This is a genomic window from Pseudomonas sp. Pseusp16, assembly GCF_047324915.1.
GTDB lineage: Bacteria > Pseudomonadota > Gammaproteobacteria > Pseudomonadales > Pseudomonadaceae > Aquipseudomonas > Aquipseudomonas fluorescens_CD.
The window spans coordinates 4024069-4049128 of the sequence record NZ_CP168522.1 but is presented as its reverse complement, the minus strand read 5'-3'; the positions used below and the strand labels follow the sequence as shown (position 1 = coordinate 4049128).

27 protein-coding genes and 1 tRNA gene are annotated in these 25060 nt (G+C 59.5%); 25 read left to right on the top strand and 3 right to left on the bottom strand.

Annotated features, from left to right (window positions below; all coding sequences use genetic code 11):
- Window positions 1–156 precede the first annotated feature (156 nt).
- Window positions 157–486 carry a hypothetical protein gene (locus ACEN8Q_RS18445; RefSeq protein WP_413703521.1) on the bottom strand — a complete coding sequence of 110 codons (330 nt, stop codon included), beginning with the start codon at window positions 484–486 and terminating at the stop codon, window positions 157–159.
- Window positions 487–637: 151 nt separating this feature from the next.
- Window positions 638–722: transfer RNA gene (locus ACEN8Q_RS18440), tRNA-Leu, on the bottom strand.
- Window positions 723–829: 107 nt separating this feature from the next.
- Here ACEN8Q_RS18440 and queA point away from each other — a divergent pair.
- From queA to ACEN8Q_RS18410, 6 genes are all read left to right on the top strand, one after another.
- Window positions 830–1879: a tRNA preQ1(34) S-adenosylmethionine ribosyltransferase-isomerase QueA gene (queA, locus tag ACEN8Q_RS18435; RefSeq protein ID WP_008020244.1), complete on the top strand. Its 1050-nt coding sequence runs from the start codon at window positions 830–832 to the stop codon at window positions 1877–1879.
- A gap of 14 nt (window positions 1880–1893) precedes the next feature.
- The gene (gene tgt / locus ACEN8Q_RS18430) at window positions 1894–3009 is read left to right on the top strand and encodes a tRNA guanosine(34) transglycosylase Tgt (RefSeq protein WP_162130437.1); all 1116 of its coding nucleotides are present in this window, start codon (window positions 1894–1896) and stop codon (window positions 3007–3009) included.
- A 43-nt stretch (window positions 3010–3052) separates the two neighbouring features.
- A complete protein-coding gene (yajC, locus tag ACEN8Q_RS18425) occupies window positions 3053–3388 on the top strand; it encodes a preprotein translocase subunit YajC (protein WP_007956696.1) in 336 nt (111 codons plus the stop codon).
- Between the two features lie 64 nt (window positions 3389–3452).
- Entirely contained in the window at window positions 3453–5321 is a 1869-nt protein-coding gene (secD, locus tag ACEN8Q_RS18420; RefSeq protein ID WP_413420851.1) for a protein translocase subunit SecD, read from the top strand.
- 9 nt (window positions 5322–5330) lie between these two features.
- Window positions 5331–6245 (top strand): protein translocase subunit SecF, encoded by a 915-nt coding sequence (gene secF, locus ACEN8Q_RS18415; RefSeq protein WP_008020247.1) that lies wholly within the window; start codon window positions 5331–5333, stop codon window positions 6243–6245.
- 120 nt (window positions 6246–6365) lie between these two features.
- Window positions 6366–6914, top strand: a complete 549-nt coding sequence (locus ACEN8Q_RS18410) for a glycine zipper 2TM domain-containing protein (RefSeq protein ID WP_085717085.1) — start codon at window positions 6366–6368, stop codon at window positions 6912–6914.
- Window positions 6915–7176: 262 nt separating this feature from the next.
- Here ACEN8Q_RS18410 and suhB read toward each other — a convergent pair whose 3' ends face one another.
- Entirely contained in the window at window positions 7177–7995 is an 819-nt protein-coding gene (gene suhB / locus ACEN8Q_RS18405; RefSeq protein WP_007982736.1) for an inositol-phosphate phosphatase, read from the bottom strand.
- A 146-nt stretch (window positions 7996–8141) separates the two neighbouring features.
- On the opposite strand from suhB, the gene trmJ reads away from it, so the two are divergent.
- The 19 genes from trmJ (at window position 8142) to der (ending at window position 25047) form a co-directional block, all read left to right on the top strand.
- Window positions 8142–8912: a tRNA (cytosine(32)/uridine(32)-2'-O)-methyltransferase TrmJ gene (gene trmJ, locus ACEN8Q_RS18400; RefSeq protein ID WP_085715829.1), complete on the top strand. Its 771-nt coding sequence runs from the start codon at window positions 8142–8144 to the stop codon at window positions 8910–8912.
- A 2-nt stretch (window positions 8913–8914) separates the two neighbouring features.
- Window positions 8915–9691 carry a serine O-acetyltransferase gene (gene cysE, locus ACEN8Q_RS18395; protein ID WP_413420847.1) on the top strand — a complete coding sequence of 259 codons (777 nt, stop codon included), beginning with the start codon at window positions 8915–8917 and terminating at the stop codon, window positions 9689–9691.
- A 272-nt stretch (window positions 9692–9963) separates the two neighbouring features.
- The gene (gene iscR, locus ACEN8Q_RS18390; protein WP_007982741.1) at window positions 9964–10455 is read left to right on the top strand and encodes a Fe-S cluster assembly transcriptional regulator IscR; all 492 of its coding nucleotides are present in this window, start codon (window positions 9964–9966) and stop codon (window positions 10453–10455) included.
- Window positions 10456–10505: 50 nt separating this feature from the next.
- The gene (locus ACEN8Q_RS18385) at window positions 10506–11720 is read left to right on the top strand and encodes an IscS subfamily cysteine desulfurase (RefSeq protein ID WP_413703520.1); all 1215 of its coding nucleotides are present in this window, start codon (window positions 10506–10508) and stop codon (window positions 11718–11720) included.
- Between the two features lie 101 nt (window positions 11721–11821).
- Entirely contained in the window at window positions 11822–12208 is a 387-nt protein-coding gene (gene iscU / locus ACEN8Q_RS18380; RefSeq protein WP_007982746.1) for a Fe-S cluster assembly scaffold IscU, read from the top strand.
- A gap of 34 nt (window positions 12209–12242) precedes the next feature.
- Window positions 12243–12566, top strand: coding sequence for an iron-sulfur cluster assembly protein IscA (gene iscA / locus ACEN8Q_RS18375; protein ID WP_003227904.1), 324 nt, complete (start codon window positions 12243–12245; stop codon window positions 12564–12566).
- A gap of 8 nt (window positions 12567–12574) precedes the next feature.
- Entirely contained in the window at window positions 12575–13096 is a 522-nt protein-coding gene (gene hscB / locus ACEN8Q_RS18370; protein ID WP_413420843.1) for a co-chaperone HscB, read from the top strand.
- Window positions 13097–13147: 51 nt separating this feature from the next.
- Window positions 13148–15010, top strand: coding sequence for a Fe-S protein assembly chaperone HscA (hscA, locus tag ACEN8Q_RS18365; RefSeq protein ID WP_413420841.1), 1863 nt, complete (start codon window positions 13148–13150; stop codon window positions 15008–15010).
- A 2-nt stretch (window positions 15011–15012) separates the two neighbouring features.
- Window positions 15013–15354 carry an ISC system 2Fe-2S type ferredoxin gene (gene fdx / locus ACEN8Q_RS18360; protein WP_085715824.1) on the top strand — a complete coding sequence of 114 codons (342 nt, stop codon included), beginning with the start codon at window positions 15013–15015 and terminating at the stop codon, window positions 15352–15354.
- 14 nt (window positions 15355–15368) lie between these two features.
- Complete coding sequence (gene iscX, locus ACEN8Q_RS18355; protein ID WP_413420839.1) at window positions 15369–15569, top strand: Fe-S cluster assembly protein IscX; 201 nt, start codon at window positions 15369–15371, stop codon at window positions 15567–15569.
- Window positions 15570–15657: 88 nt separating this feature from the next.
- Complete coding sequence (ndk, locus tag ACEN8Q_RS18350) at window positions 15658–16083, top strand: nucleoside-diphosphate kinase (protein WP_007903599.1); 426 nt, start codon at window positions 15658–15660, stop codon at window positions 16081–16083.
- Window positions 16084–16111: 28 nt separating this feature from the next.
- Window positions 16112–17260, top strand: coding sequence for a 23S rRNA (adenine(2503)-C(2))-methyltransferase RlmN (gene rlmN / locus ACEN8Q_RS18345; RefSeq protein WP_008020261.1), 1149 nt, complete (start codon window positions 16112–16114; stop codon window positions 17258–17260).
- A 12-nt stretch (window positions 17261–17272) separates the two neighbouring features.
- Window positions 17273–18031 carry a type IV pilus biogenesis/stability protein PilW gene (gene pilW, locus ACEN8Q_RS18340; RefSeq protein WP_413420836.1) on the top strand — a complete coding sequence of 253 codons (759 nt, stop codon included), beginning with the start codon at window positions 17273–17275 and terminating at the stop codon, window positions 18029–18031.
- A complete protein-coding gene (locus ACEN8Q_RS18335; protein WP_413420834.1) occupies window positions 18031–19071 on the top strand; it encodes a RodZ domain-containing protein in 1041 nt (346 codons plus the stop codon). Before pilW ends, ACEN8Q_RS18335 begins: the two co-directional genes overlap by 1 nt.
- A 3-nt stretch (window positions 19072–19074) precedes the next feature.
- On the top strand, window positions 19075–20184 hold the full coding sequence (gene ispG, locus ACEN8Q_RS18330; RefSeq protein WP_003185136.1) for a flavodoxin-dependent (E)-4-hydroxy-3-methylbut-2-enyl-diphosphate synthase: 1110 nt from the start codon (window positions 19075–19077) through the stop codon (window positions 20182–20184).
- A 37-nt stretch (window positions 20185–20221) separates the two neighbouring features.
- Window positions 20222–21511, top strand: a complete 1290-nt coding sequence (gene hisS, locus ACEN8Q_RS18325) for a histidine--tRNA ligase (RefSeq protein WP_413420832.1) — start codon at window positions 20222–20224, stop codon at window positions 21509–21511.
- Between the two features lie 41 nt (window positions 21512–21552).
- Window positions 21553–22194 carry a YfgM family protein gene (locus tag ACEN8Q_RS18320; protein WP_413420830.1) on the top strand — a complete coding sequence of 214 codons (642 nt, stop codon included), beginning with the start codon at window positions 21553–21555 and terminating at the stop codon, window positions 22192–22194.
- Entirely contained in the window at window positions 22187–23338 is a 1152-nt protein-coding gene (gene bamB / locus ACEN8Q_RS18315) for an outer membrane protein assembly factor BamB (RefSeq protein ID WP_413420828.1), read from the top strand. The genes ACEN8Q_RS18320 and bamB overlap by 8 nt, the downstream gene beginning before the upstream one ends.
- A gap of 236 nt (window positions 23339–23574) precedes the next feature.
- Window positions 23575–25047: a ribosome biogenesis GTPase Der gene (gene der / locus ACEN8Q_RS18310; RefSeq protein ID WP_413420826.1), complete on the top strand. Its 1473-nt coding sequence runs from the start codon at window positions 23575–23577 to the stop codon at window positions 25045–25047.
- The last annotated feature ends 13 nt before the right edge of the window (window positions 25048–25060 follow it).

Here is a 25060-nt window from a genome sequence, read left to right as displayed (position 1 = left end):
ATCTCTTAATCGCGGGTATATCCGTGTTTTGGAGTTACGTCCATTTGCGACGCAGAGCGTCGCGGGATGCATTTAGAACGCGGAACGTGGGAGCGATAAGGGATGGGTGAGACGATCACTTTCCTGTCTCCGCGTTCGCGCGGGGGGACTGATCATTCACAGAATATTTTTCAGATAATCCTTGAGAGCAATGAGCGGGGCATCAAGCTGTTCCATGGTCCGCGCAGCGCTGAAATCTGCCGCCAATCTATGCAGCTCGCGGCCCAGGATCGTATCGACACCGCCGATGGCGTTCAGCGCCACACTCAGGCATTCATCCACTTTTGTTTGGATAGACTCGACATCCCCCCTGCGCATCAGCAAGCCGAAAGCCTCCCTCTCATAATCGCTCATCATCAGATCATCCCGCAAAATCGGGCTCTGATCTTCCGTCTCATAAGCCAGTTTGAGGGAGAAGAGGGCAACGGTTTCCAGGTGCAATTCCATGGGGGGAATCCTTGATGAGTGTCTTACTGACCGAGGGGTGTGAAGACCAAAAATTCGCTGGCAAGCCAGCTCCTACACAGAGCGGTGGGGTGTCAGGTGCTTTTCTGCAGGCGAAAAAAAAGGCCTTGCAAAGCAAGACCTTTCTTAATTTTGGTGCCCCGAGGGAGACTCGAACTCCCACTCCTTTCGAAAACGGATTTTGAATCCGCCGCGTCTACCAATTCCGCCATCAGGGCTCAATGGCGGCGAAGTATAGAGAGGTGAATACCGCTGGTCAATCAGGTACATGGAGAATTTTTGATATTTCCGCTAGACTTCCCGGCCCTGCTAGACGAACCCCATCATGCGCGTTGCTGACTTTACCTTTGAGCTCCCTGATTCGCTGATCGCCCGCCATCCTTTGGCCGAGCGTCGCGGTAGTCGCCTGTTGACCCTGGATGGGGTCAGCGGCGCCCTGGCACACCGTCAATTCACTGATTTGCTTGAGCATTTGCGCCCGGGCGATTTGATGGTGTTCAACAATACCCGGGTGATTCCGGCGCGGCTGTTTGGCCAGAAGGCTTCCGGCGGCAAGCTGGAAATCCTGGTGGAGCGGGTGCTGGACAGTCATCGCGTGCTGGCCCATGTGCGCTCCAGCAAGTCGCCCAAGCCGGGGTCGAAGATCCTGATCGACGGCGGTGGCGAGGCCGAGATGCTGGCGCGTCACGATGCGTTGTTCGAACTGGGGTTTGCCGAAGAGGTGTTGCCGCTGCTCGACCGCGTCGGGCACATGCCGTTGCCTCCTTATATAGACCGCCCGGATGAAGGCGCGGACCGCGAGCGTTACCAGACCGTCTACGCCGAGCGTTTGGGCGCGGTGGCGGCGCCGACGGCGGGGCTGCATTTCGATCAGGTGCTGATGGAGGCGATTGCCGCCAAGGGCGTCGAGACGGCGTTCGTGACCCTGCACGTTGGCGCCGGCACGTTCCAGCCGGTGCGGGTGGAGAAGATCGAAGATCACCACATGCACAGCGAATGGCTGGAAGTCGGCCAGGATGTGGTGGATGCGGTTGCCGCCTGTCGTGCTCGCGGCGGTCGTGTGGTGGCGGTGGGGACCACCAGCGTGCGTTCCCTGGAAAGCGCTGCCCGCGATGGCGTGCTCAAGCCGTTCAGCGGCGATACCGACATCTTTATCTACCCGGGCCGACCGTTTCATGTGGTCGATGCCCTGGTCACCAACTTCCATTTGCCTGAATCCACGTTGTTGATGCTGGTCTCGGCGTTTGCCGGTTATCCCGAGACCATGGCCGCCTATAAAGCCGCCGTCGACAACGAATACCGCTTTTTCAGCTACGGTGATGCGATGTTTATCACCCGTAACCCCGCACCACGTGGCCCTGAGGACAAAGAATGAGTCGCCAATGTCGTATGTCGTTTGAGTTACTTGCTACTGACGGCAAGGCTCGTCGTGGTCGCCTGACCTTCCCGCGCGGTACCGTCGAGACCCCGGCCTTCATGCCGGTGGGCACCTACGGCACGGTCAAGGGCATGCTGCCGCGGGATATCGAGGCGACTGGCGCTGAAATCATACTGGGCAACACCTTCCATCTGTGGCTGCGCCCGGGCACGGAAGTGATCAAGAAGCACGGCGACCTGCACGATTTCATGAAGTGGAAAGGCCCGATCCTGACCGACTCCGGTGGTTTCCAGGTGTTCAGCCTGGGCGCCATGCGCAAGATCAAGGAGGAGGGCGTGACCTTCGCCTCTCCGGTCGATGGCGCCAAGGTGTTCATGGGCCCGGAAGAGTCGATGCAGGTCCAGCGTGACCTGGGTTCCGACATCGTGATGATTTTCGACGAATGCACGCCGTACCCGGCCGACGAAGACGTCGCCCGCGTATCGATGGAGTTGTCGCTGCGTTGGGCCCAGCGCTCGAAAAACGCCCATGCCGACAACACGGCGGCGCTGTTCGGTATCGTTCAGGGCGGCATGCACCAGGATCTGCGCATGCGTTCCCTGGAAGGCTTGGACAAGATCGGTTTTGACGGCCTGGCCATCGGCGGTCTGTCGGTGGGCGAGCCGAAGCACGAAATGATCAAGGTGCTGGATTATCTGCCGGGCCAGATGCCGGCTGACAAACCTCGTTACCTTATGGGCGTTGGCAAACCGGAAGATCTGGTTGAGGGTGTGCGCCGCGGTGTGGACATGTTCGATTGCGTGATGCCAACCCGTAATGCCCGCAACGGGCATCTGTTCATTGACACCGGCGTGATCAAGATCCGAAACGCGTTCCATCGCCATGATGATTCGCCGCTGGATCCGACCTGCGATTGCTATACCTGCCAGAACTTCTCCCGCGCTTACCTGCATCACCTGGACAAGTGCGGCGAAATGCTGGGAAGCATGCTCAATACCATCCATAACTTGCGCCATTATCAAGTGCTTATGGCTGGTTTGCGCGAGGCTATTCAACAGGGTACATTGGCCGCCTTTGTCGATGCCTTCTACGCCAAACGCGGGCTTCCCGTGCCGCCTTTGGACTGAGTTTTCTGACCCCAAGATTCAACATTTGCAACTGGAGTGCTAAATGAGCTTTTTTATCTCTAATGCCATGGCAGACGCTGCAGCACCTGCGGCAGCCCCTATGGGCGGCGGCTTTGAGTGGATTTTCCTGGTCGGCTTCCTGGTCATCTTCTACCTGATGATCTGGCGTCCACAGGCCAAGCGCGCCAAAGAGCAGAAAAACCTGCTGAGCAGCCTGCAAAAAGGCGACGAAGTTGTGACCACCGGCGGCATCGCCGGCAAGATCACTAAAGTGGCCGACGATTTCGTCGTTCTGGAAGTTTCCGACACCGTCGAAATGAAATTCCAGAAAGGCGCCATCGCCGCCACGCTGCCAAAAGGCACGCTGAAAGCGATCTAGGTTTCAACTTCATATTCAATCGACGGGGCGCGCAAGGCGCCCCGCGTCATAAACGGGCGGCGTGATGCTGAACAAATATCCTCTGTGGAAATACATTCTGATCCTGGCGGTGCTGGCGGTCGGTCTGATTTATTCCGCTCCCAATCTTTACCCTGATGACCCGGCCATTCAGGTCAGCGGTGCAAGCACTGCGCTGCTGGTCAATCAGGCTGATCTGGATCGTGTAAGCACTGCGCTCAAGGAATCCGGAATCAACGTCAAGGCTGCCACGCTGGCCGCCAACGGCAAGGGCGGCCTGATTCGCCTGACCAAGGCTGAAGATCAGCTGCCGGCCAAAGACGTTGTGCGCAAGGCGTTGGGTGATGACTACGTCGTTGCACTGAACCTGGCACAAACCACCCCGCAATGGCTGCGCAACCTCGCTGCGCACCCGATGAAGCTGGGTCTGGACTTGTCCGGTGGTGTGCACTTCCTGCTGGAAGTGGACATGGACAAAGCCCTCGATGCACGCCTGAAAGTCTACGAAGGCGACGTCAAGAGCCTGCTGCGTAAAGAGAAATTGCGCTATCGCAGCCTGCCGCAGCTCAACGGTGCCATTCAGCTGGGCTTCTCCGATGAGGCGACCCGCGAACAGGCTCGTAGCATCATCCGCAAGAACTTCAACGATTTCGACATTGTTCCGGCCGACCTGAATGGTCAGGCGGTGCTGCGTCTGGCGATGACCCCGGCCAAGCTGGCGGAAATCCGCGAATACTCCATCAAGCAGAACTTGACCACGGTACGTAACCGCGTCAACGAGCTGGGTGTTGCCGAACCGATCGTTCAGCGTCAGGGCGCCAACCGCATCGTGGTTGAGCTGCCGGGCGTGCAAGACACCGCCGAAGCCAAGCGTATCCTCGGCAAGACGGCCAACCTGGAGTTCCGTCTGGCTGCTGAGCCTGGCGCTTCGAAGGCCACTTCCGAGGAATTCGAGTTCCGTGAAGGCAAGCGTCCTCCTGCGCTGATCGAGCGTGGCCTGATCATCACTGGCGACCAGGTAACTGACGCCAAGGCTGGTTTCGGTGAGCACGGCACGCCGGAAGTGAACATCCGTCTGGACGGTCACGGCGGCGAGCTGATGAGCCGTGCGACCCGTTCGAACGTCGGTCGCAGCATGGCGGTGATCTTCATCGAGCAGCGTCCGGTCACCACTTACACCAAGCAAGTGGTCGACGGCGTCGAGAAAGACGTGGCGGTGCAGTCGTTCAAGGAAGAGAAGAAGATCATCAGCCTGGCGACCATTCAGTCGCCGCTGGGTGCTCAGTTCCGTATTACCGGCCTGAACGGCCAGGGCGAATCGTCCGAGCTGGCGCTGCTGCTGCGTGCCGGTGGCCTGGCGGCTCCGATGTACTTCGCTGAAGAACGCACCATCGGCCCGAGCCTGGGTGCGGACAACATCACCAAAGGTATCGATGCATCGTTGTGGGGCATGCTGTTCGTCTCGCTGTTCATCATGGCCATCTACCGCTTCTTCGGCCTCATCGCCACCGTCGCGCTGGCGGTGAACATGGTGATGCTGCTGGCCCTGATGTCGCTGCTGGGTGCAACGCTGACCCTGCCGGGTATCGCCGGTATCGTGTTGACCATGGGTATGGCGGTCGACGCCAACGTGCTGATCTTCTCGCGGATCCGTGAAGAGATCGCCGCCGGCATGACCGTGCAGCGTGCAATCAACGAAGGCTTCGGCCGGGCGTTCACTGCGATTCTCGACGCCAACCTGACCACTCTGTTGGTGGGCGGCATCCTGTTTGCCATGGGCACCGGTCCGGTCAAGGGCTTCGCAGTGACCATGTCCCTCGGGATCTTTACCTCGATGTTCACGGCCATCATGGTGACCCGCGCGATGGTCAACCTGATCTTCGGCGGTCGTGACTTCAAGAAGTTGTGGATTTAAGGGGCTGCCATGTTACGTACAATCAACTTCATGGGCGTCCGCAACTTTGCGTTCGGCGTCACATTGTTCCTTACCGCACTGGCAATATTCAGTGTCTTCCACAAGGGCATGAACTGGGGCCTGGACTTCACCGGCGGTACGCTCATCGAGCTGACCTACGAGCGTCCGGCCGATGTCACCAAGGTGCGTGAGCAGCTGGTGACCGCGGGTTATCACGAAGCCATCGTGCAGAACTTCGGTGCGACCACCGATCTGCTGGTGCGCATGCCTGGCGAAGACCCGCAACTGGGTCACCAGGTGGCCGAAGCCCTGCAAAAGGTCGGCGGCGAGAACCCGGCGACGGTCAAGCGTGTCGAGTTCGTCGGCCCGCAGGTGGGTGAAGAACTGCGCGACCAGGGCGGCCTCGGCATGCTGATGGCGCTGGGCGGCATCCTGATCTACCTGGCTTTCCGCTTTCAGTGGAAGTTTGCGGTTGGCGCGATCGTATCCCTGATCCACGACGTGATCGTGACCATCGGTATCCTGTCGTTTTTCCAGATCACCTTCGACCTGACGGTGCTGGCGGCGGTACTGGCGATCATCGGTTACTCGCTCAACGACACCATCGTGGTATTCGACCGGGTTCGCGAGAACTTCCGTGTACTGCGCAAGGCCAGCCTGATCGAGAACATCAACATCTCGACCACGCAAACCCTGCTGCGGACCATGGCGACCTCGATCTCCACCTTGCTGGCGATCGCGGCACTGCTGTTCTTTGGTGGCGACAACCTGTTCGGCTTCTCGATTGCCCTGTTCGTCGGTGTCATGGCGGGTACTTACTCGTCGATCTACATCGCTAACGTGGTGCTGATCTGGCTGAACCTGAGCACCGAGGACCTGATTCCTCCTGCCAATACCGAGAAGGAAGTCGACGACCGTCCTTGAAGGAAGCTTCTTTCAGTGATGTAGTCCGAAAAAGGCGCGAGTTGAACTCGCGCCTTTTTTTATGCTCCAAGGCTGGGAGAAGCGCGGGTTTATCCCGTATGTGATGGTCAGGAGGTTCATGTGAACAAGTCGATGCTGGTTGGTGCTGTACTGGGTGCTGTCGGTGTGACTGCCGGGGGTGCTGTGGCCACCTACAGCCTGGTTAAAAGCGGCCCGGAGTACGCACAAGTACTCGCCGTTGAGCCGGTCAAGACGCAAATCAAGACTCCACGTGAAGTATGCAAGGATGTAACGGTCACCCGGCAGGCGCCGGTGAAAGATCAACATCAGATCGCCGGTACGGTGGTCGGTGCATTGGCGGGTGGATTACTGGGTAACCAGATCGGTGGCGGTACCGGCAAGAAGATCGCCACGGTCGCGGGTGCTGTTGGCGGTGGTTACGCCGGCAACAAGGTGCAGGAAGGCATGCAGGAGCGTGATACCTACACCACGACCCAAACCCGTTGTAATACGGTGAATGACATCAGCGACAAGGTTGTCGGTTACGACGTGCGCTATTCGCTGGACGGCAAGGAAGGCAATGTGCGCATGGATCGTGATCCGGGGAACCAGATCCCTGTGGATAAAGAGGGCAAGTTGATCTTGTCGGAGAATCAGCAGGCTCATTGATCCGCTGAAGTCAGATTCAAAAAGAAGCACCCTGCGGGGTGCTTTTTTTGTGTGCGCGACTTATGAGTTGCTGCAAACCCTCTGTAGGAGCGAGCCTGCTCGCGATGAACCTCAGAGCACCGCGGGGTGCCAGGCTTCCCGCGTTATCGTTGACGACCATCGCGAGCAAGCTCGCTCCTACAGTGGGATTGTGGTGTTTTGGAGGGCAAATTCCAGGCATAAAAAAAGCACCCCGAAGGGTGCTTTTTCTGTCGCTGGGCGCTTAGCGCTTCAGCGAGGCCGGCAGGTGCGGCTGGATCGCCGTCAGGACTGCCTTGAAGCATTTGGTGTTGCCGGCAACGACGTGGCCTTTTTCAAGGAAGTCGTGACCGCCGGTGAAGTCGCTCACCAGGCCGCCTGCTTCCTGGATCAGCAGGGCGCCTGCCGCCATGTCCCACTCGGACAGGCCCGACTCCCAGAAGGCGTCGAAGCGGCCGGCGGCCACGTAGGCCAGGTCCAGGCTCGCGGAGCCTGCGCGGCGGATGCCGGCAGTCTGGCCAACCAGGGCGCGGAACATGCCCAGGTAGTTGTCGAGGTTGTCCATCTGGTCGTCACGGAACGGGAAGCCGGTACCCAGCAGGGCGCCGTCGAGGCTGGTGCGACCGCTGACGCGCAGGCGACGACCGTTCAGTTGAGCGCCGCGACCACGGCTGGCGGTGAATTCTTCCTGGCGAACCGGGTCCAGAACAACGGCGTGTTCCAGGCGGCCACGGTATTTGCAGGCGATGCTGACAGCGAAGTGAGGAATGCCGCGCAGGAAGTTGGTGGTGCCGTCCAGCGGATCGATGATCCACAGGTACTCTTCGCCTTCGATGCCGGTGCCGGCGTGCATACCGGTTTCTTCACCCATGATCGAGTGGTTCGGGTAAGCCTTGCGCAGCGCGTCGATGATTTTCTGTTCAGCGGCGCGATCTACCTCGGATACGTAATCCTTGGCGTCTTTTTCGTCGACCTTGATGGTATCCAGGCGCTCGATGGAGCGGAAGATCAATTCACTGGCGCTGCGGGCGGCGCGCAGCGCGATATTCAGCATGGGCTGCATGGATGTGTCACCTAAGGTTGTTAAAGAAAGCCGGGCATTCTATCAGAAAGTTTCTACAGGAGAAGGACGACGTTCGCTTTCATGGCTTAACGGTAGTTTGAGCTGTAAGATTCTGCTCCCCCTATATATGTTCGAGAGCGCCTCCCTTGCTGCAAAACATTCGTGTCGTCCTGGTCAATACCAGCCATCCGGGCAATATCGGCGGGACTGCGCGCGCCATGAAGAACATGGGCCTGTCGCGGCTGGTGCTGGTCGAGCCTCGTCTGTTCCCGCACCACGAGGCCGATGCCCGAGCTTCCGGTGCCGGTGACATCCTTGAAAAAGCGCAAGTCGTCGCCACCTTGGAAGATGCCCTGGTCGGCTGCAACCTGGTGCTCGGCACCAGCGCCCGCGACCGGCGGATTCCCTGGCCGCTGCTCGATCCCCGCGAATGCGGCGCGAAAGTGGTCGAGGAAGCAGGGCAGGGGGCGGAAATCGCCCTGGTGTTCGGTCGTGAAGATTCCGGCCTGACCAACGAAGAGCTGCAGCGATGTCACTATCACGTGCACATCCCATCCGACCCTGAGTTCAGCTCGCTGAACCTGGGGGCGGCGGTGCAGGTGTTGAGCTATGAAGTGCGCATGTCCTGGCTGGCCGCGCAAGGTCAGCCAAGCAAGGTCGAGAAGGAAGAAGTGGCCTCGGTCAAAAGCGCCGAGCTGGCGACCATGGATGAGCTGGAGCGATTCTATGAACACCTGGAGCAGACCCTGGTGGCCATCGAATTCCTCGATCCGGAAAAGCCACGGCACTTGATGGCGCGCCTGCGCCGGTTGTACGGACGCAGCTCGGTCAGCCGGGCGGAAATGAACATTTTGCGTGGCATCCTCACGGAAACCCAGAAAGCGGCCCGTGGTGAGCTTCTAAAGCGGAAGGATTAATGATGTTTGAGCGTTTGCGTGAAGATATCCAGAGCGTATTCCATCGAGACCCGGCGGCGCGTAACGCTTTTGAAGTCCTGACTTGCTACCCGGGCATGCACGCCATCTGGATTCACCGTTTGTCGGCGGCCCTGTGGCGTGCGGAGCTGAAATGGCTGGCGCGGCTGGTGTCGAACTTCGGTCGCTGGTTGACCGGGATCGAGATTCATCCCGGAGCCAAGGTGGGGCGTCGTTTCTTCATCGACCATGGCATGGGTATCGTCATCGGTGAAACCGCCGAGATTGGCGACGACGTCACTATCTATCAGGGTGTGACCCTGGGCGGCACCAGCTGGAACAAGGGCAAGCGTCACCCGACTCTGGGTGATGGTGTGGTGGTTGGGGCGGGCGCGAAGGTGCTCGGTCCGTTCACTGTTGGAGCCGGCGCCAAGGTGGGCTCCAATGCCGTTGTGACCAAAGAAGTACCGCCGGGTGCCACTGTGGTGGGTATTCCGGGGCGAATCATCGTCAAACCCGACGAAGAGCAGGACGCCAAGCGCAAGGCCATGGCCGAGAAGATCGGCTTCGATGCCTACGGTGTGACTGAAGACATGCCGGATCCGGTGGCTCGTGCCATTAACCAGTTGCTTGATCACCTGCAGGCGGTCGATGGACGCCTGGAAGGGATGTGCGGGGCGTTGAAGGATCTGGGCAGTAATTACTGTGCCAAGGATCTGCCTGAGCTGCGCGAAGAAGACTTTGCCTGTGTGAAGGACAAGGATCAGAGCCAGGCCAGCTAGACGTTTTACCAGCATGCTCCCCACCCTGTAGGAGCGAGCATGCTCGCGATGGACCTGAGAACACCGCGGGGCGTCAGGCGCCCAGCGTTATCGTTGATGACCATCGCGAGCATGCTCGCTCCTACAGTACTGCTGGCTGTAACCGTCCAGCCTTTGTTATGATGCGGCCGCTCTTTTGCGGGTAAACCTGACTAAAGTACTAGGTCTTATAGTTGACTTAAATACTCGGGAATTGCATACTCGCCTCATTCCGAACTCCGTGGTAATTGTCCATGCGACTGACTACAAAAGGCCGATACGCCGTGACCGCCATGCTTGACCTGGCGTTGCACGCGCAGCACGGGCCCGTGTCCCTGGCCGATATCTCCGAGCGCCAAGGCATCTCCCTGTCCTACCTCGAACAGCTTTTCGCCAAGCTGCGCCGCAGCAACCTGGTGTCCAGCGTGCGTGGTCCGGGCGGTGGTTACCAATTGTCCCGCGACATGCAGGGCATCCAGGTCGCCCAGGTGATCGATGCGGTGAACGAATCGGTCGATGCCACCAAATGCCAGGGGCAGGGTGATTGCCATTCCGGCGACACTTGCCTGACTCACCACTTGTGGTGCGATCTGAGCCTGCAGATTCACGAATTTCTGAGCGGTATCAGCTTGGCTGACCTTGTGACTCGCCGTGAGGTGCAAGAAGTAGCCCAGCGTCAGGACCAGCGCCGTTGCAACAGCAAGGTGCCACGCCTGGACAAGATTGAAGCGTCCGCCGTCGAATGACAGCCAAAGAGCTAGCGGCACGCCAGCCAGCCTGATTTAGGAGATAGTCCATGAAATTGCCGATTTACCTTGATTACTCTGCGACCACCCCGGTTGATCCGCGTGTTGCGCAAAAAATGAGTGAATGCCTGCTGGTCGACGGAAACTTCGGTAACCCGGCGTCCCGTTCCCACGTGTTCGGCTGGAAAGCCGAAGAGTCCGTCGAAAACGCCCGTCGTCAGGTCGCCGACCTGGTCAACGCCGACCCGCGCGAAATCGTCTGGACCTCCGGTGCCACCGAATCCGACAACCTGGCAATCAAGGGTGCGGCGCATTTCTATGCCACCAAAGGCAAACACCTGATCACCACCAAGATTGAGCACAAGGCTGTCCTCGACACCATGCGCCAACTGGAGCGTGAAGGTTTCGAAGTGACTTACATCGAGCCTCGCACCGATGGTCTGGTCACTCCGGAGATGGTCGAAGCTGAACTGCGTGACGACACCATCCTGGTTTCGGTCATGCACGTGAACAACGAAATCGGCACCGTCAACGACATCGCGGCCATCGGCGAGCTGACCCGCGCCAGGGGCATCCTGTTCCACGTTGACGCCGCTCAGTCCACCGGCAAGGTCGACATCGACCTTTCGAAGCTGAAAGTCGACCTGATGTCGTTCTCGGCTCACAAGACCTACGGCCCTAAAGGTATCGGCGCACTGTACGTGAGCCGCAAGCCACGTGTTCGCATCGAAGCGACCATGCATGGCGGCGGTCACGAGCGCGGCATGCGTTCCGGCACCCTGGCGACCCACCAGATCGTCGGCATGGGTGAAGCCTTCCGCGTAGCCAAGGAAGACATGGCTGCCGAGAACGTGCGCATCAAGGCCCTGAGCGATCGTTTCTTCAAGCAGGTCGAGCACCTGGAAGAGTTGTACGTCAACGGCAGCCAGACCGCCCGCGTTCCGCACAACCTGAACCTGAGCTTCAACTACGTTGAGGGCGAGTCGCTGATCATGGCGCTCAAGGATCTGGCGGTATCGTCCGGTTCGGCTTGCACCTCGGCATCGCTTGAGCCTTCGTACGTACTGCGCGCCCTGGGCCGCAACGACGAACTGGCACACAGCTCGATCCGCTTCACCTTCGGTCGTTTCACCACCGAAGAAGAAATCGACTACGCCGCGCAGAAAGTCTGCGAGGCCGTAACCAAGCTGCGCGCTCTGTCGCCGCTGTGGGATATGTACAAAGACGGCGTCGATATCTCGAAGATCGAGTGGGCGGCACACTAACTATAGAAGCCGCCGGATACAGGTCCTGTAGCGACGCGGCGACTGACGCAGCGTAACTGCAGGGCCTCAAGAGCGGCCCTGATGAGTGAGGATTGAGAATCATGTCTTACAGCGAAAAGGTCATCGACCACTACGAAAACCCGCGCAACGTCGGCAAGATGGACGCGGAAGATCCTGATGTCGGCACCGGCATGGTCGGCGCTCCGGCGTGCGGCGACGTGATGCGCCTGCAGATCAAGGTCAACGACGCCGGCATCATCGAAGATGCCAAGTTCAAGACCTACGGCTGCGGTTCGGCTATCGCTTCCAGCTCCCTCGCTACCGAGTGGATGAAGGGCAAGACCCTGGACGAAGCAGAAACCATCAAGAACACCCAGCTGGCTGAAGAACTGGCCCTGCCGCCAGTGAAAATCCACTGCTCGGTACTTGCTGAAGACGCCATCAAGGCGGCTGTTCGCGATTACAAGCAGAAGAAAGGCTTGATCTGATTTTCGAGTTTTGGCGACGAGTAAGGAGTCACCGATGGCTATCAGCATGACAGAAGCGGCTGCTCGACACGTGCGGCGCTCCCTCGACGGGCGCGGCAAAGGTGAAGGGATTCGTCTGGGTGTTCGCACCACGGGCTGTTCCGGCCTTGCCTACGTGCTGGAGTTTGTCGACGAGGTGGTTGCAGAGGACCAGGTGTTCGAAAGTCACGGCGAAAAAGTGATCATCGACCCGAAAAGCCTGGCCTACCTGGACGGCACCGAGCTCGATTTCGTCAAGGAAGGGTTGAACGAAGGCTTCAAGTTCAACAACCCCAACGTACGCGGTGAATGTGGCTGCGGCGAAAGCTTCAACATCTGAGGCTTGTCGTGGGTACTCCTTGTCATTTCGCTTTATTCGAGCTGCAACCGGGTTTTAACCTGGACCTTGATCAGCTGGCTACGCGCTATCGCGAGCTGGCGCGCGGCGTTCATCCGGACCGCTTTGCCGACGCTTCCGAACGCGAACAACGGTTGGCCCTGGAGCAATCGGCGAGCCTCAACGAGGCCTACCAGACGCTCAAGAGTCCGCCCAAGCGCGCGCGCTACCTGCTCGCCTTGAATGGTGGCGAGCTGCCGCTGGAAGTCACGGTGCATGATCCGGAGTTCCTGCTGCAACAGATGGAGTTGCGCGAAGAGCTCGAAGACCTGCAAGGCAGTGCCGATCTGGCAGGTGTTGCAGTGTTCAAGCGCCGCCTGAAAGTTGCTCAGGAAAAACTGAACGACAGTTTCGCAGCCTGTTGGAATGATGCAGCGCAACGTGAACAGGCTGAACGCCTGATGCGGCGCATGCAGTTCCTCGACAAGCTCACCTACGAAGTGCGCCAGTTAGAAGAGCGCCTCGACGATTAACCCAGTGCCGCTCCGGTCGCACGCCTGATATACAGATAAGTCCTGATAACGATGGCCCTACTGCAGATCGCCGAACCCGGCCAAAGTCCTCAACCGCACCAGCGTCGTCTGGCTGTGGGGATCGACTTGGGCACTACCAATTCGCTGGTCGCTGCATTGCGCAGTGGTCTTTCCGAGCCTCTTGCCGATGCCGATGGGCGGGTTATCCTGCCGTCCGCTGTGCGCTACCACGCCGATCGCGTCGAGGTGGGCGAGTCCGCCAAGCTGGCTGCCGCCACCGATCCCTTGAACACCGTGCTGTCGGTCAAGCGCTTGATGGGTCGTGGTCTGTCCGATGTCAAGCAATTGGGTGAGCAACTGCCATACCGCTTTGTCGATGGCGAGTCGCACATGCCGTTCATCGACACGATCCAGGGCCCGAAAAGCCCGGTCGAAGTCTCTGCCGATATCCTCAAGGTCCTGCGTCAACGCGCTGAAGCGACCTTGGGTGGTGAGCTGGTAGGCGCGGTCATCACCGTTCCGGCCTATTTCGATGACGCTCAGCGTCAAGCCACCAAGGATGCGGCCAAGCTGGCCGGCCTGAATGTGCTGCGTTTGCTCAACGAGCCGACCGCAGCGGCGGTGGCTTACGGTCTTGATCAACACGCCGAAGGCCTGGTCGCCATTTATGACCTGGGCGGCGGCACCTTCGATATTTCGATTCTGCGCCTGACCGGCGGTGTTTTCGAAGTCCTGGCTACCGGCGGCGACAGCGCCCTGGGCGGCGATGATTTCGACCACGCGATCGCCGGCTGGATTATCGAGAGCGCCGGCCTGTCCGCCGACCTCGATCCAGGTGCGCAACGCAACTTGCTGCAAACCGCCTGTGTCGCCAAGGAAGCCCTGACCAACGCCGCGTCGGTTGAAGTCGCTTATGGTGCCTGGAAAGCCGAGCTGACCCGCGAAGCCTTCAATGCGCTGATCGAGCCGATGGTCGCCCGCAGCCTGAAAGCCTGTCGTCGTGCGGTGCGTGATTCCGCTATCGAACTGGAAGACGTGCACGCCGTGGTCATGGTCGGTGGTTCGACTCGCGTTCCTCGTGTTCGCGAAGCCGTCGCCGAAGCCTTCGGTCGCCAGCCACTGACTGAAATCGACCCGGATCAAGTGGTGGCCATTGGTGCTGCGATCCAGGCCGATACCTTGGCCGGCAACAAGCGTGACGGCAGCGAACTGCTGTTGCTGGACGTGATTCCGTTGTCCCTGGGTCTGGAGACCATGGGCGGCCTGATGGAGAAGGTGATTCCGCGCAACACCACGATCCCCGTCGCCCGCGCCCAGGACTTCACCACTTATAAAGACGGCCAGTCGGCCATGGCCATCCACGTATTGCAGGGCGAGCGCGAGCTGATCAGCGACTGCCGCTCCCTGGCACGCTTCGAATTGCGCGGCATTCCGGCGATGGTGGCCGGCGCGGCGAAGATTCGCGTGACCTTCCAGGTCGATGCCGACGGTCTGCTGAGCGTTTCGGCCCGCGAACTGGGTTCGGGCGTCGAAGCCAGCATTCAGGTCAAGCCATCTTATGGCCTGACCGACGGCGAAATCGCTAAAATGCTCAAGGACTCGTTCCAGCACGCCAATGACGACAAGGTTGCCCGCGTACTGCGCGAGCAGCAGGTCGACGCCCAGCGCCTGATCGAAGCGGTGCAGGCCGCTCTGGAGGCTGATGGCGAGCGTCTGCTCGACGCCGATGAGCGCATGGTCATCGAGCTGCAGGTGCAGGAATTGACCGAACTGATGAAAGGTACCGATGGTTACGCCATCGAGCAGCAGACCAAGCGTCTGTCGCAAGTGACCGACGCCTTTGCTGCCCGCCGCCTGGACTCGACGGTGAAAGCCGCGCTGGCGGGGCGCAACCTGAATGAGATTGAGGAATAACGATGCCGCAGGTCATTTTTCTGCCACACGAGAAGTTCTGCCCCGAAGGCATGGTTGTGGAGGCTGAGACCGGTACGTCCATCCTCGAACTGGCTCATGAGCACCATATCGAGATGGAAAGTGCCTGTGGCGGCGTCTGTGCGTGCACCACTTGTCACTGCATCATCCGCGAGGGTTTCGACTCGCTGGAAGAGGCCGACGAACTGGAAGAAGATTATCTGGACAAGGCCTGGGGGCTGGAGGCTCAGTCGCGCCTGGGCTGTCAGGCCAAGGTCGGGACTGAAGACCTGACCGTCGAAATTCCGAAGTATTCGCTCAACCACGCAGCCGAAGCACCACACTGATTCAAGGAATTGTCATGAAACTCAAGTGGACTGATGTGCTGGAGATCGCGATCCAGCTGGCAGAAAGCAAGCCCGACGTGGACCCTATGTCGGTCAATTTCGTCGATCTGCGTCAATGGGTGATGGAATTGCCCGACTTCGACGACATGCCTGAGCATTGTGGCGAAAAGATCCTGGAGGCCATTCAGGCCCACTGGATCGAAGAACGCGACTGAGCCACGCCGCAGGTTAGGCAATACCCGAGAACCCGCGTATAATTCGCGGGTTTAATTTTTCGTAAATTACCGTTTCTGGAGTTACACCATGGCTGTTCAACGTACTTTCTCCATCATCAAGCCTGACGCCGTTGCTAAAAACGTGATCGGCGAGATCACCACCCGTTTCGAAAAAGCAGGCCTGCGCGTTGTAGCTTCGAAACTGAAGCAACTGTCCAAAGCCGAAGCCGAAGGCTTCTACGCTGAGCACAGCGCTCGTGGTTTCTTCAACGACCTGGTTGCTTTCATGATCTCCGGTCCGGTTGTCGTTCAGGTTCTGGAAGGCGAAAACGCTATCGCTCTGAACCGTGAGCTGATGGGCGCTACCAACCCTAAAGAAGCTGCTGCCGGCACCATCCGCGCTGACTTCGCTGACTCCATCGACGCTAACGCTGTACACGGTTCGGACTCCGAAGCCGCTGCCGCTCGCGAAATCTCGTACTTCTTCGCAGCTACTGAAGTAACCACTCGCTAAGCATTGGCTTAAGAGTGAAGGTGAATCCATGACTACATCGACTGTAAAAACTAACCTGCTGGGTCTGACTCAGCTGGAAATGGAAAAATTCTTCGACTCAATCGGGGAGAAGCGTTTCCGTGCCGGTCAGGTAATGAAATGGATTCACCACTTTGGTGTCGATGATTTCGATGCCATGACGAACGTCAGCAAGGCCTTGCGCGAAAAGCTCAAGGCTGTTGCCGAGGTCCGTGGTCCGGAAGTGGTCAGCGAGGACATCTCCAGCGACGGCACCCGCAAGTGGGTGGTGCGCGTGGCGTCCGGCAGCTGCGTCGAGACCGTGTACATTCCCCAGGGCAAGCGCGGCACCTTGTGCGTTTCGTCCCAGGCAGGCTGTGCCCTGGATTGCAGTTTCTGCTCCACCGGCAAGCAAGGTTTCAACAGCAACCTCACCGCCGCCGAAGTTATCGGCCAGGTGTGGATTGCCAACAAATCCTTTGGCAGCGTCCCGGCAACCGTCGACCGTGCCATCACCAACGTGGTGATGATGGGCATGGGTGAGCCGCTGCTGAACTTCGACAACGTCGTCGCGGCCATGCATTTGATGATGGACGACCTGGGCTACGGCATTTCCAAGCGCCGTGTGACCCTGTCGACCTCCGGCGTGGTGCCGATGATCGATGAGCTCTCCAAGCACATCGACGTCTCCCTGGCGTTGTCCCTGCACGCACCGAATGACGCATTGCGTAACCAATTGGTGCCGATCAACAAGAAGTATCCGCTTAAGATGCTGCTCGAGTCGTGCCAGCGCTACATGTCGTCCCTGGGCGAAAAGCGTGTGCTGACCATCGAGTACACCTTGCTCAAGGACGTCAATGACAAGGTTGAGCACGCCGTGGAAATGATCGAGCTGCTCAAGAACATCCCGTGCAAGATCAACCTGATCCCGTTCAACCCGTTCCCGCATTCCGGGTACGAGCGTCCGAGCAACAACGCCATTCGTCGTTTCCAGGATCAGCTTCATCATGCCGGTTTCAACGTCACCGTCCGCACCACCCGTGGTGAAGACATCGACGCGGCCTGTGGTCAATTGGTAGGGCAGGTGCTGGATCGCACCCGTCGTAGCGAACGTTATATCGCCGTGCGTGAATTGAGCGCCGACAGCGATGTTGCTTCGGGCGCTGCGAACAACAACTGAGAGAGGATCTCTATGTCCCTGCGCTTTGCGCTGCTTTTGCTGTTGGCCAGCCTGTGTGCTGGCTGTGTGCTTTCGGGTGACTACAGCCCGATGAAGACCAGCAAGGGCCGTGATGAAGCGCGTGAGGCATATGTGCAACTCGGTATCGGGTATTTGCAACAGGGCATGACCGAGCGCGCCAAGATCCCGCTGAAAAAGGCCCTGGAACTGGATGGCGCCGACCCTGATGCCAACGCGGCGCTGGGGCTGGTGTTCCAGGCGGAAATGGAGCCGGAACTGGCCGACGAGCATTTTCGCAAGGCGCTGTCTTCCCGTCCCGCCGATGCACGAATCCTCAATAACTACGGCAGTTTTCTGTTCGAGCAGAAGCGTTACAAGGAAGCCTACGTGCGCTTTGAACAAGCGGCCGCCGATACCCTGTATCCTGAACGTTCACGGGTATTCGAAAACCTCGGCATGACCGCTTCAATGCTGGGAGAGCGTGAGCTGGCCCGGCAGCAACTGGAAAAAGCCCTGCGCCTGAACCGCCAACAACCTCGTGCATTGCTGGAAATGGCTGAGTTGTCTTACGAAGACAGGCATTATGTGCCCGCGCGTGACTACTACGATCGTTTTAGCCTGCTTGCCGAGCAAAATGCACGTAGTCTATTGCTCGGCGTTCGGCTGGCAAAAGTGTTTGATGATCGCGACAAGGCCGCCAGTGCAGGCCTGCAACTAAAACGACTCTATCCCGGTACGCCGGAATATCAGCAATACCTGTCGGAGCAATGATGAAAGCGGCGCATCCCGAAGTTGTAGCAGCGAATCGCGTTAACCCCGGTGAGACTTTGCGCCAGGCTCGCGAAAGCAATGGCTGGTCGCTGGCCGAAGTGGCCCTCAAGCTCAACCTCACCACCACTTCCCTGAGCAATCTGGAAGCCGGCGCTTTCGACAAGCTGCCTGGGCATACCTTTGCCCGTGGTTATATTCGCGCCTATGCCAAGTTGCTCGGCATGGACCAGGCGGTTCTGGTCCAGCAGTTCGATCAATCCACCGGTACCGATTCCCAGGGCAGCAGTGTTCATAGCCTGGGTCGTATCGAAGAACCGGTCCGGGTTTCCCACACCATTTTGCGAATTGTCAGCCTGCTGTTGCTGATCGCGGTGATCGGTGGCGGTTTTGTCTGGTGGCAGGACCAGACCTCGATGCGCACCAAGGACCTGATCGGTCTGGCACCGGAACACGTTGAAGTCGAAGGCGCCGACGGTACGACACAGATTCATCCGCTGGACGAGCCGGAAGACCAGGCTGTCGCGGAAGGCCAGACCGAAGGCGGAACCGCCCTCGCGCTGCCACAGGCCGACGCTCCGGCTGAAGCACCAGTGGAGGCCCAGGCGACTGCGCCAGCCACCCCGGCAGCGCCAGCTACGCCAGCCGCACCCGCTCATAATTCAGCGCCAGTCGTCGCAGCGCCTGTGACCCCGGCAACTCCGGCCCCGGCTGCTCCTGCCGCCCCGACCCCGGTGGTGACTGCGCCGGTCGCTCCTGTCGCTCCGGCACCTGCTCCCGCGGTAACCGCACCGGTGGCCGGCCAAGGCCAGGTTCAGGTGCAGTTCACTGCCGATTGCTGGACACAAGTGACCGACGGTAGCGGCAAGGTGCTGTTCAGCGGTCTCAAACGCAAAGGCGACAGCCTGGCAGTCAATGGCAAACCACCGTTTGCCGTGCGTCTGGGCTTTGCCCGTGGCGCTCAGGTCAGCTACAACGGCCAGCCGGTCGATGTCGCTCCGTTCACCAGTGGCGAGACTGCTCGCCTGAAGTTGGGTCAATAAGTCATGCACGGCGAATCTCCAATCAAACGTCGCGAATCTCGCAAGATCTGGGTCGGTAACGTGCCTGTTGGCGGCGATGCGCCTATCGCTGTGCAGAGCATGACCAACAGCGATACCAACGATGTCGCGGCCACTGTCGCGCAAATCAACCGCCTTGAAGCGGCCGGCGTCGATATCGTGCGGGTTTCCGTACCGGACATGGACGCCGCCGAAGCCTTCGGCAAGATCAAGCAGCTGGTCAAGGTGCCCCTGGTTGCCGATATCCACTTCGACTACCGGATCGCGTTGCGCGTAGCCGAACTGGGTGTCGATTGCCTGCGGATCAACCCGGGCAACATCGGCCGCGAAGACCGCGTGCGCGCAGTGGTCGATGCCGCCCGTGACCGCGGGATCCCGATCCGTATCGGCGTGAACGCCGGTTCCCTGGAAAAAGACCTGCAAAAGAAATACGGCGAGCCGACCCCGGCTGCGCTGGTCGAGTCGGCATTGCGTCACGTCGAGCACCTCGAGCGCCTGAACTTCCAGGATTTCAAGGTCAGCGTGAAAGCGTCCGACGTGTTCATGGCCGTCGAAGCGTACCGCCTGCTGGCCAAGGAAATCGTCCAGCCGCTGCACCTGGGCATCACTGAAGCCGGTGGTTTGCGTTCAGGCACGGTGAAATCCGCCGTGGGCCTCGGTATGCTGCTCGCCGAAGGGATTGGCGATACTATCCGCATCTCGTTGGCGGCCGACCCGGTCGAGGAAGTGAAGGTCGGCTACGACATTCTCAAATCCCTGCACCTGCGTTCCCGTGGCATCAACTTCATCGCTTGCCCGAGCTGCTCGCGGCAGAACTTCGATGTGGTCAAGACCATGAACGAGCTGGAAGGGCGCCTCGAAGATTTGCTGGTGCCGCTGGATGTCGCGGTGATCGGTTGCGTGGTCAACGGCCCGGGTGAAGCCAAGGAAGCCCATATCGGCTTGACCGGCGGCACGCCGAACCTGATTTACATCGACGGCAAGCCGTCGCAGAAACTGACGAATGACAATCTGGTGGATGAGCTTGAACGCTTGATCCGCCAGAAAGCGGCCGAAAAGGTCGAAGCCGACGCTGCCGTCATTGCGCGTGGCTGAGCCCGACTGAAGAGCCGAACGAATTTAAGGATTTAATGTGAGCAAGTCTCTGCAAGCCATTCGTGGCATGAACGACATCCTGCCCGAACAGACTCCCCTTTGGCGTCATTTCGAGGGCACCGTTTCGCGCCTGCTGGATAACTACGGTTACAAGCAGATCCGCATGCCGATCGTCGAGTTCACCGAACTGTTCAAGCGTTCCATCGGTGAAGTGACCGACATCGTCGAAAAAGAGATGTACACCTTCGACGACCGTAACGGCGACTCCCTGACCCTGCGCCCCGAAGGCACGGCGGCCTGTGTGCGCGCAGTGCTGGAGCACGGCATCACCGGCGGTGGTCAGGTGCAGAAACTCTGGTACATCGGCCCGATGTTCCGCCACGAGCGTCCGCAGAAAGGCCGCTATCGCCAGTTCCACCAGATCGGTGTCGAGGTGTTCAACCTCGACGGTCCGGACATCGACGCCGAACTGATCGTGCTGACCTGGCGCCTGTGGGGCGAACTGGGCATCCGCGATGCGGTGAAGCTCGAGCTCAACAGCCTGGGTACCAGCGAATCCCGCGGCCGTTATCGTGAAGCGCTGGTCGAGTACCTCTCGGCGCACATGGACAAGCTCGACGAAGACAGCCAGCGTCGCCTGAAAACCAACCCGCTGCGGGTTCTTGATACCAAGAACGCCGATACCCAGGCGGTATTGGTCGATGCGCCGAAAATGGCCGACTACCTCGACGAAGAATCCCGCGTGCATTTCGAGGGCCTCAAGGCTCGCCTGGACGCCGCCGGCATTCCTTACGTGATCAACCCGAAGCTGGTTCGCGGGCTGGATTACTACAGCAAGACCGTTTTCGAATGGGTCACCGACAAACTCGGCGCCCAGGGCACCGTGTGCGCTGGCGGCCGTTATGACGGTCTGGTGGAGCAAATGGGCGGCAAGCCGACCGCCGGCGTTGGTTTTGCCATGGGCATCGAACGCCTGGTGCTATTGCTGGAAACCCTGGAGCAGATCCCGCAAGAGATCTCCCGTCAGGTCGATGTCTATCTCTGCGCCTTCGGCGAAGCCGCCGAACTCGCCGGCCTGACCCTGGCGGAGCGCGTGCGTGATCAGTTGCCGAACCTGCGCCTGCAAGTGAATGCCGGTGCCGGCAGTTTCAAAAGCCAGTTCAAGAAAGCCGACAAGAGCGGCGCATTGTATGCGCTGATCCTCGGTGACGACGAAATGGCCCAGCAAGTGGTAGGTTTCAAACCCCTGCGTGGCCAGGGCGAACAACAAAGCATTGCCTGGGATGCGCTTGCAGCACACCTGGCCACCTGCGTCGTGCAGGGTTGAAGCTGTCTAAACAGCCGAATTAGCGATTAAGGAGTATTGGGGTGTCGAGTACCGAAGACGAACATGTGGCGGAATTGAAGGAATGGTGGTCTCGCAACGGTAAGCCCCTGGTTACTGGCGGCCTGTTTGCGCTGGTCATCGTGTTCGGTTGGCAGGCGTTCCACAAGTATCAGAGCAATCAGTCGCAAGGCGCCTCGATTCTCTATCAGCAATTGCTCGAAACCACGCTGACGCCTGACGGCAAGCCTGATGCGGCCCGTGTTTCGGACCTGGCCGGCAAGCTCAACAGCGAGTTCGGCGGCAGCGCCTACGCGCAGTACGGCAGCCTGTTCGTCGCCAAAGTGGCGGTCGACAGCGGCAAGCTGGACGACGCGGCCAGCGAGCTCAAAGCCATCGTCGACAAGCCGGCCAACCCGGCGCTGGGCGAAATCGCCCGTCAGCGTCTGGCCCAGGTACTCGGTGCGCAGAACAAGGCCGACGAAGCGCTGAAACTGCTCGAAGGCGATGCCGACAAGGCATTCCTGGCCACTCGTGAAGAGCTCAAGGGCGACCTGCTGGTGCAGTTGGGTCGTACCGATGAGGCGAGCGCGGCGTATCAAAAAGCCAAGGCGGCACTGTCGGATGAAGCGGCGGTCGGTGGCCTGCAAATCAAGCTGGACGACCTGGCCAAAGGGGATGCGTGACGTGATTCGTTGGAAACATGCAGCATTGCTGGCTCTGGCCCTGATGGCCGCGGGTTGCAGCAGCAACAGCAAAAAAGAATTGCCTCCGGCCGAACTGGTCGACTTCAAGGAAGAAGTGGTTCTGCACAAGCAGTGGAGCCGTTCGATCGGTGACGGTCAGGGCGAAACCTACAACATGCTGGTTCCGGCCATCGATGGCGATACCATCTATGCCGCCGACGTCACTGGCGTGTTGATGGCGATGGACCGCAACACGGGCGACGTCAAATGGAAGAAAGATCTTGAGCTGCCTGTCTCTGGCGCCGTTGGCGTAGCTTACGGTCTGGTCACCATCGGTACGCTCAAGGGCGAAATCGTTGCCCTGGACGCCATCAACGGTGAAGAAAAGTGGCGCGCTCGCGTGTCCAGCGAAGTACTGGCACCGCCAGCCAACAACGGTGACGTTGTGGTGGTGCAGACTCAGGACGATCGTCTGATCGGCCTGGATGCTTCCACCGGTAATCGTCGCTGGATCTATGACAGCACCCCTGCGGTACTGACCCTGCGTGGTACCAGTGCGCCGATCGTGACCAACCGCCTCGCGGTGGCTGGCCTGTCGACCGGTAAAGTGGTTGCCGTGGATATCTCCAACGGCGTACCGGTGTGGGAACAGCGCGTAGCGATCCCGCAAGGTCGCTCGGAGCTGGAGCGCGTGGTCGATATCGACGGTGGCTTGTTGCTGTCGGGCGAGACGCTGTATGTCGCCAGCTATCAGGGGCGCGTTGCCGCTCTGGACCTGCAAAGCGGCCGTCAGCTCTGGCAGCGTGATGCTTCCAGCTACGCCGGTGTCGCCCAGGGGTTTGGCACCGTATATGTGAGCCTGTCTTCGGGTACCGTTGAAGGCGTCGACGAGCGTTCCACCACAGCCTTGTGGAGCAACGATTCGCTGGCCCGTCGTCAACTGTCGGCCCCGGAAGTGTTCTCCAGCTACGTTGCAGTCGGTGACCTGGAAGGTTACCTGCACCTGCTGAGTCAGGTGGACGGTCGTTTCGTCGGCCGCGAGCGCATCGACAGCGACGGCCTGCGTGCCCGTCCGCTGGTGATGGGTGACACGATTTATGTGTATGGCAACAGCGGCAAACTGGAAGCCCTGACCATCAAGTAAGAACTATGCTTGGGGTTAACCACCCCCGGCTGCTTCACCGTTTGTAAGAGTGTAGGAGCGAGCTTGCTCGCGATGGACGTCAACGATTACGTTGGCAATCTGGATTAACGCGGTGTCTTTGCGTTTTTCGCGAGCAAGCTCGCTCCTACAAAAAAGCACACGGTGATTGCCCCGAGCACCAGCCGCTGCCTCGCAGCGGCTTTTGTATTTTCTGAAATAACGAAGTGGAGAGCCGCATGGTTCCCGTAATCGCCCTGGTGGGCCGACCCAACGTCGGCAAGTCCACCTTGTTCAACCGCCTGACCAGGACTCGTGACGCCATCGTTGGCGACTTGTCCGGTCTGACCCGTGATCGCCAGTACGGTGAGGCCAAGTGGCAAGGGCGTTCCTACATTCTGATCGACACCGGCGGTATCTCCGGTGACGAGCATGGTATGGACGAAAAGATGGCCGAGCAGTCGCTGCTGGCCATCGAAGAAGCGGATGTCGTTCTGTTCCTGGTAGATGCCAAGGCCGGTTTTACCGCCGCCGACCAGATGATCGCCGAGCATTTGCGCAAACGTAACAAGCGTTCTCACGTGGTGGCCAACAAGGTCGACAACATCGACCCGGAAATGGCCCGCGCAGAATTCGCCCCGTTGGGCATGGGCCATGCGATCCCGATCGCCGGCGCCCACGGCCGTGGTATCACCCAGTTGCTGGAAGCGGCACTGAGTGAATTCCCGCGAGACGATGACGAGCCGCAGGAAGGTGAAGAGGAAGAGATCGTCGCCGAAGGCGAGGAAGCCAAGCGCATCCCTGGCCCAAGCGAAAAAGACGGGATCAAGATCGCGATCATCGGCCGGCCGAACGTCGGCAAGTCGACGCTGGTCAACCGCATGCTCGGCGAAGACCGGGTAATCGTCTATGACCAACCCGGCACCACCCGCGACAGTATCTACATCCCGTTCGAACGTAATGACGAGAAGTACACGCTGATCGATACCGCCGGTGTGCGCAAGCGCGGCAAGATCCACGAAGAAGTCGAAAAGTTCTCCGTGGTCAAAACCCTGCAGGCGATCAAAGACGCCAACGTGGTGATCTTCGTGATGGACGCCCGCGAAGGCGTGGTGGATCACGATCTCAACCTGCTGGGCTTCGCCATTGAGTCGGGTCGTGCGCTGGTGATCGCGATCAACAAGTGGGACGGCATGACGCCGAGCGAGCGCGACTTCGTGAAGGTCGAGCTGCAACGTCGACTGTTCTTCGTTGACTACGCCGATATCCACTTCATCTCGGCCCTGCACGGCACTGGCGTGGGCAACCTCTACGCGTCGGTACAGAACTCGTTCAAGTCTGCGGTTACCCGTTGGCCGACCAGCCGCCTGACCCAGATCCTCGAAGACGCGGTCAGCGAGCACCAGCCGCCGATGGTTAACAGCCGCCGGATCAAACTGCGTTATGCCCACCTCGGTGGCGCGAACCCGCCGATCATCGTGATCCACGGCAACCAGATCGAGAAGGTGCCGAAGTCCTACGTGCGTTACCTGGAAAACACCTATCGCCGTGTCCTGAAGCTGGTCGGTACGCCGATCCGCATCGAGTTCAAGGGCGGCGAGAACCCGTACGAAGGCAACAAGAACACGCTCACGGACCGCCAGGTCAACAAGAAGCGTCGTTTGATGTCGCACCACAAGAAGGCCGACAAGAAGCGTCGCGACAAGCGCTGATTCAGGTTTTTCC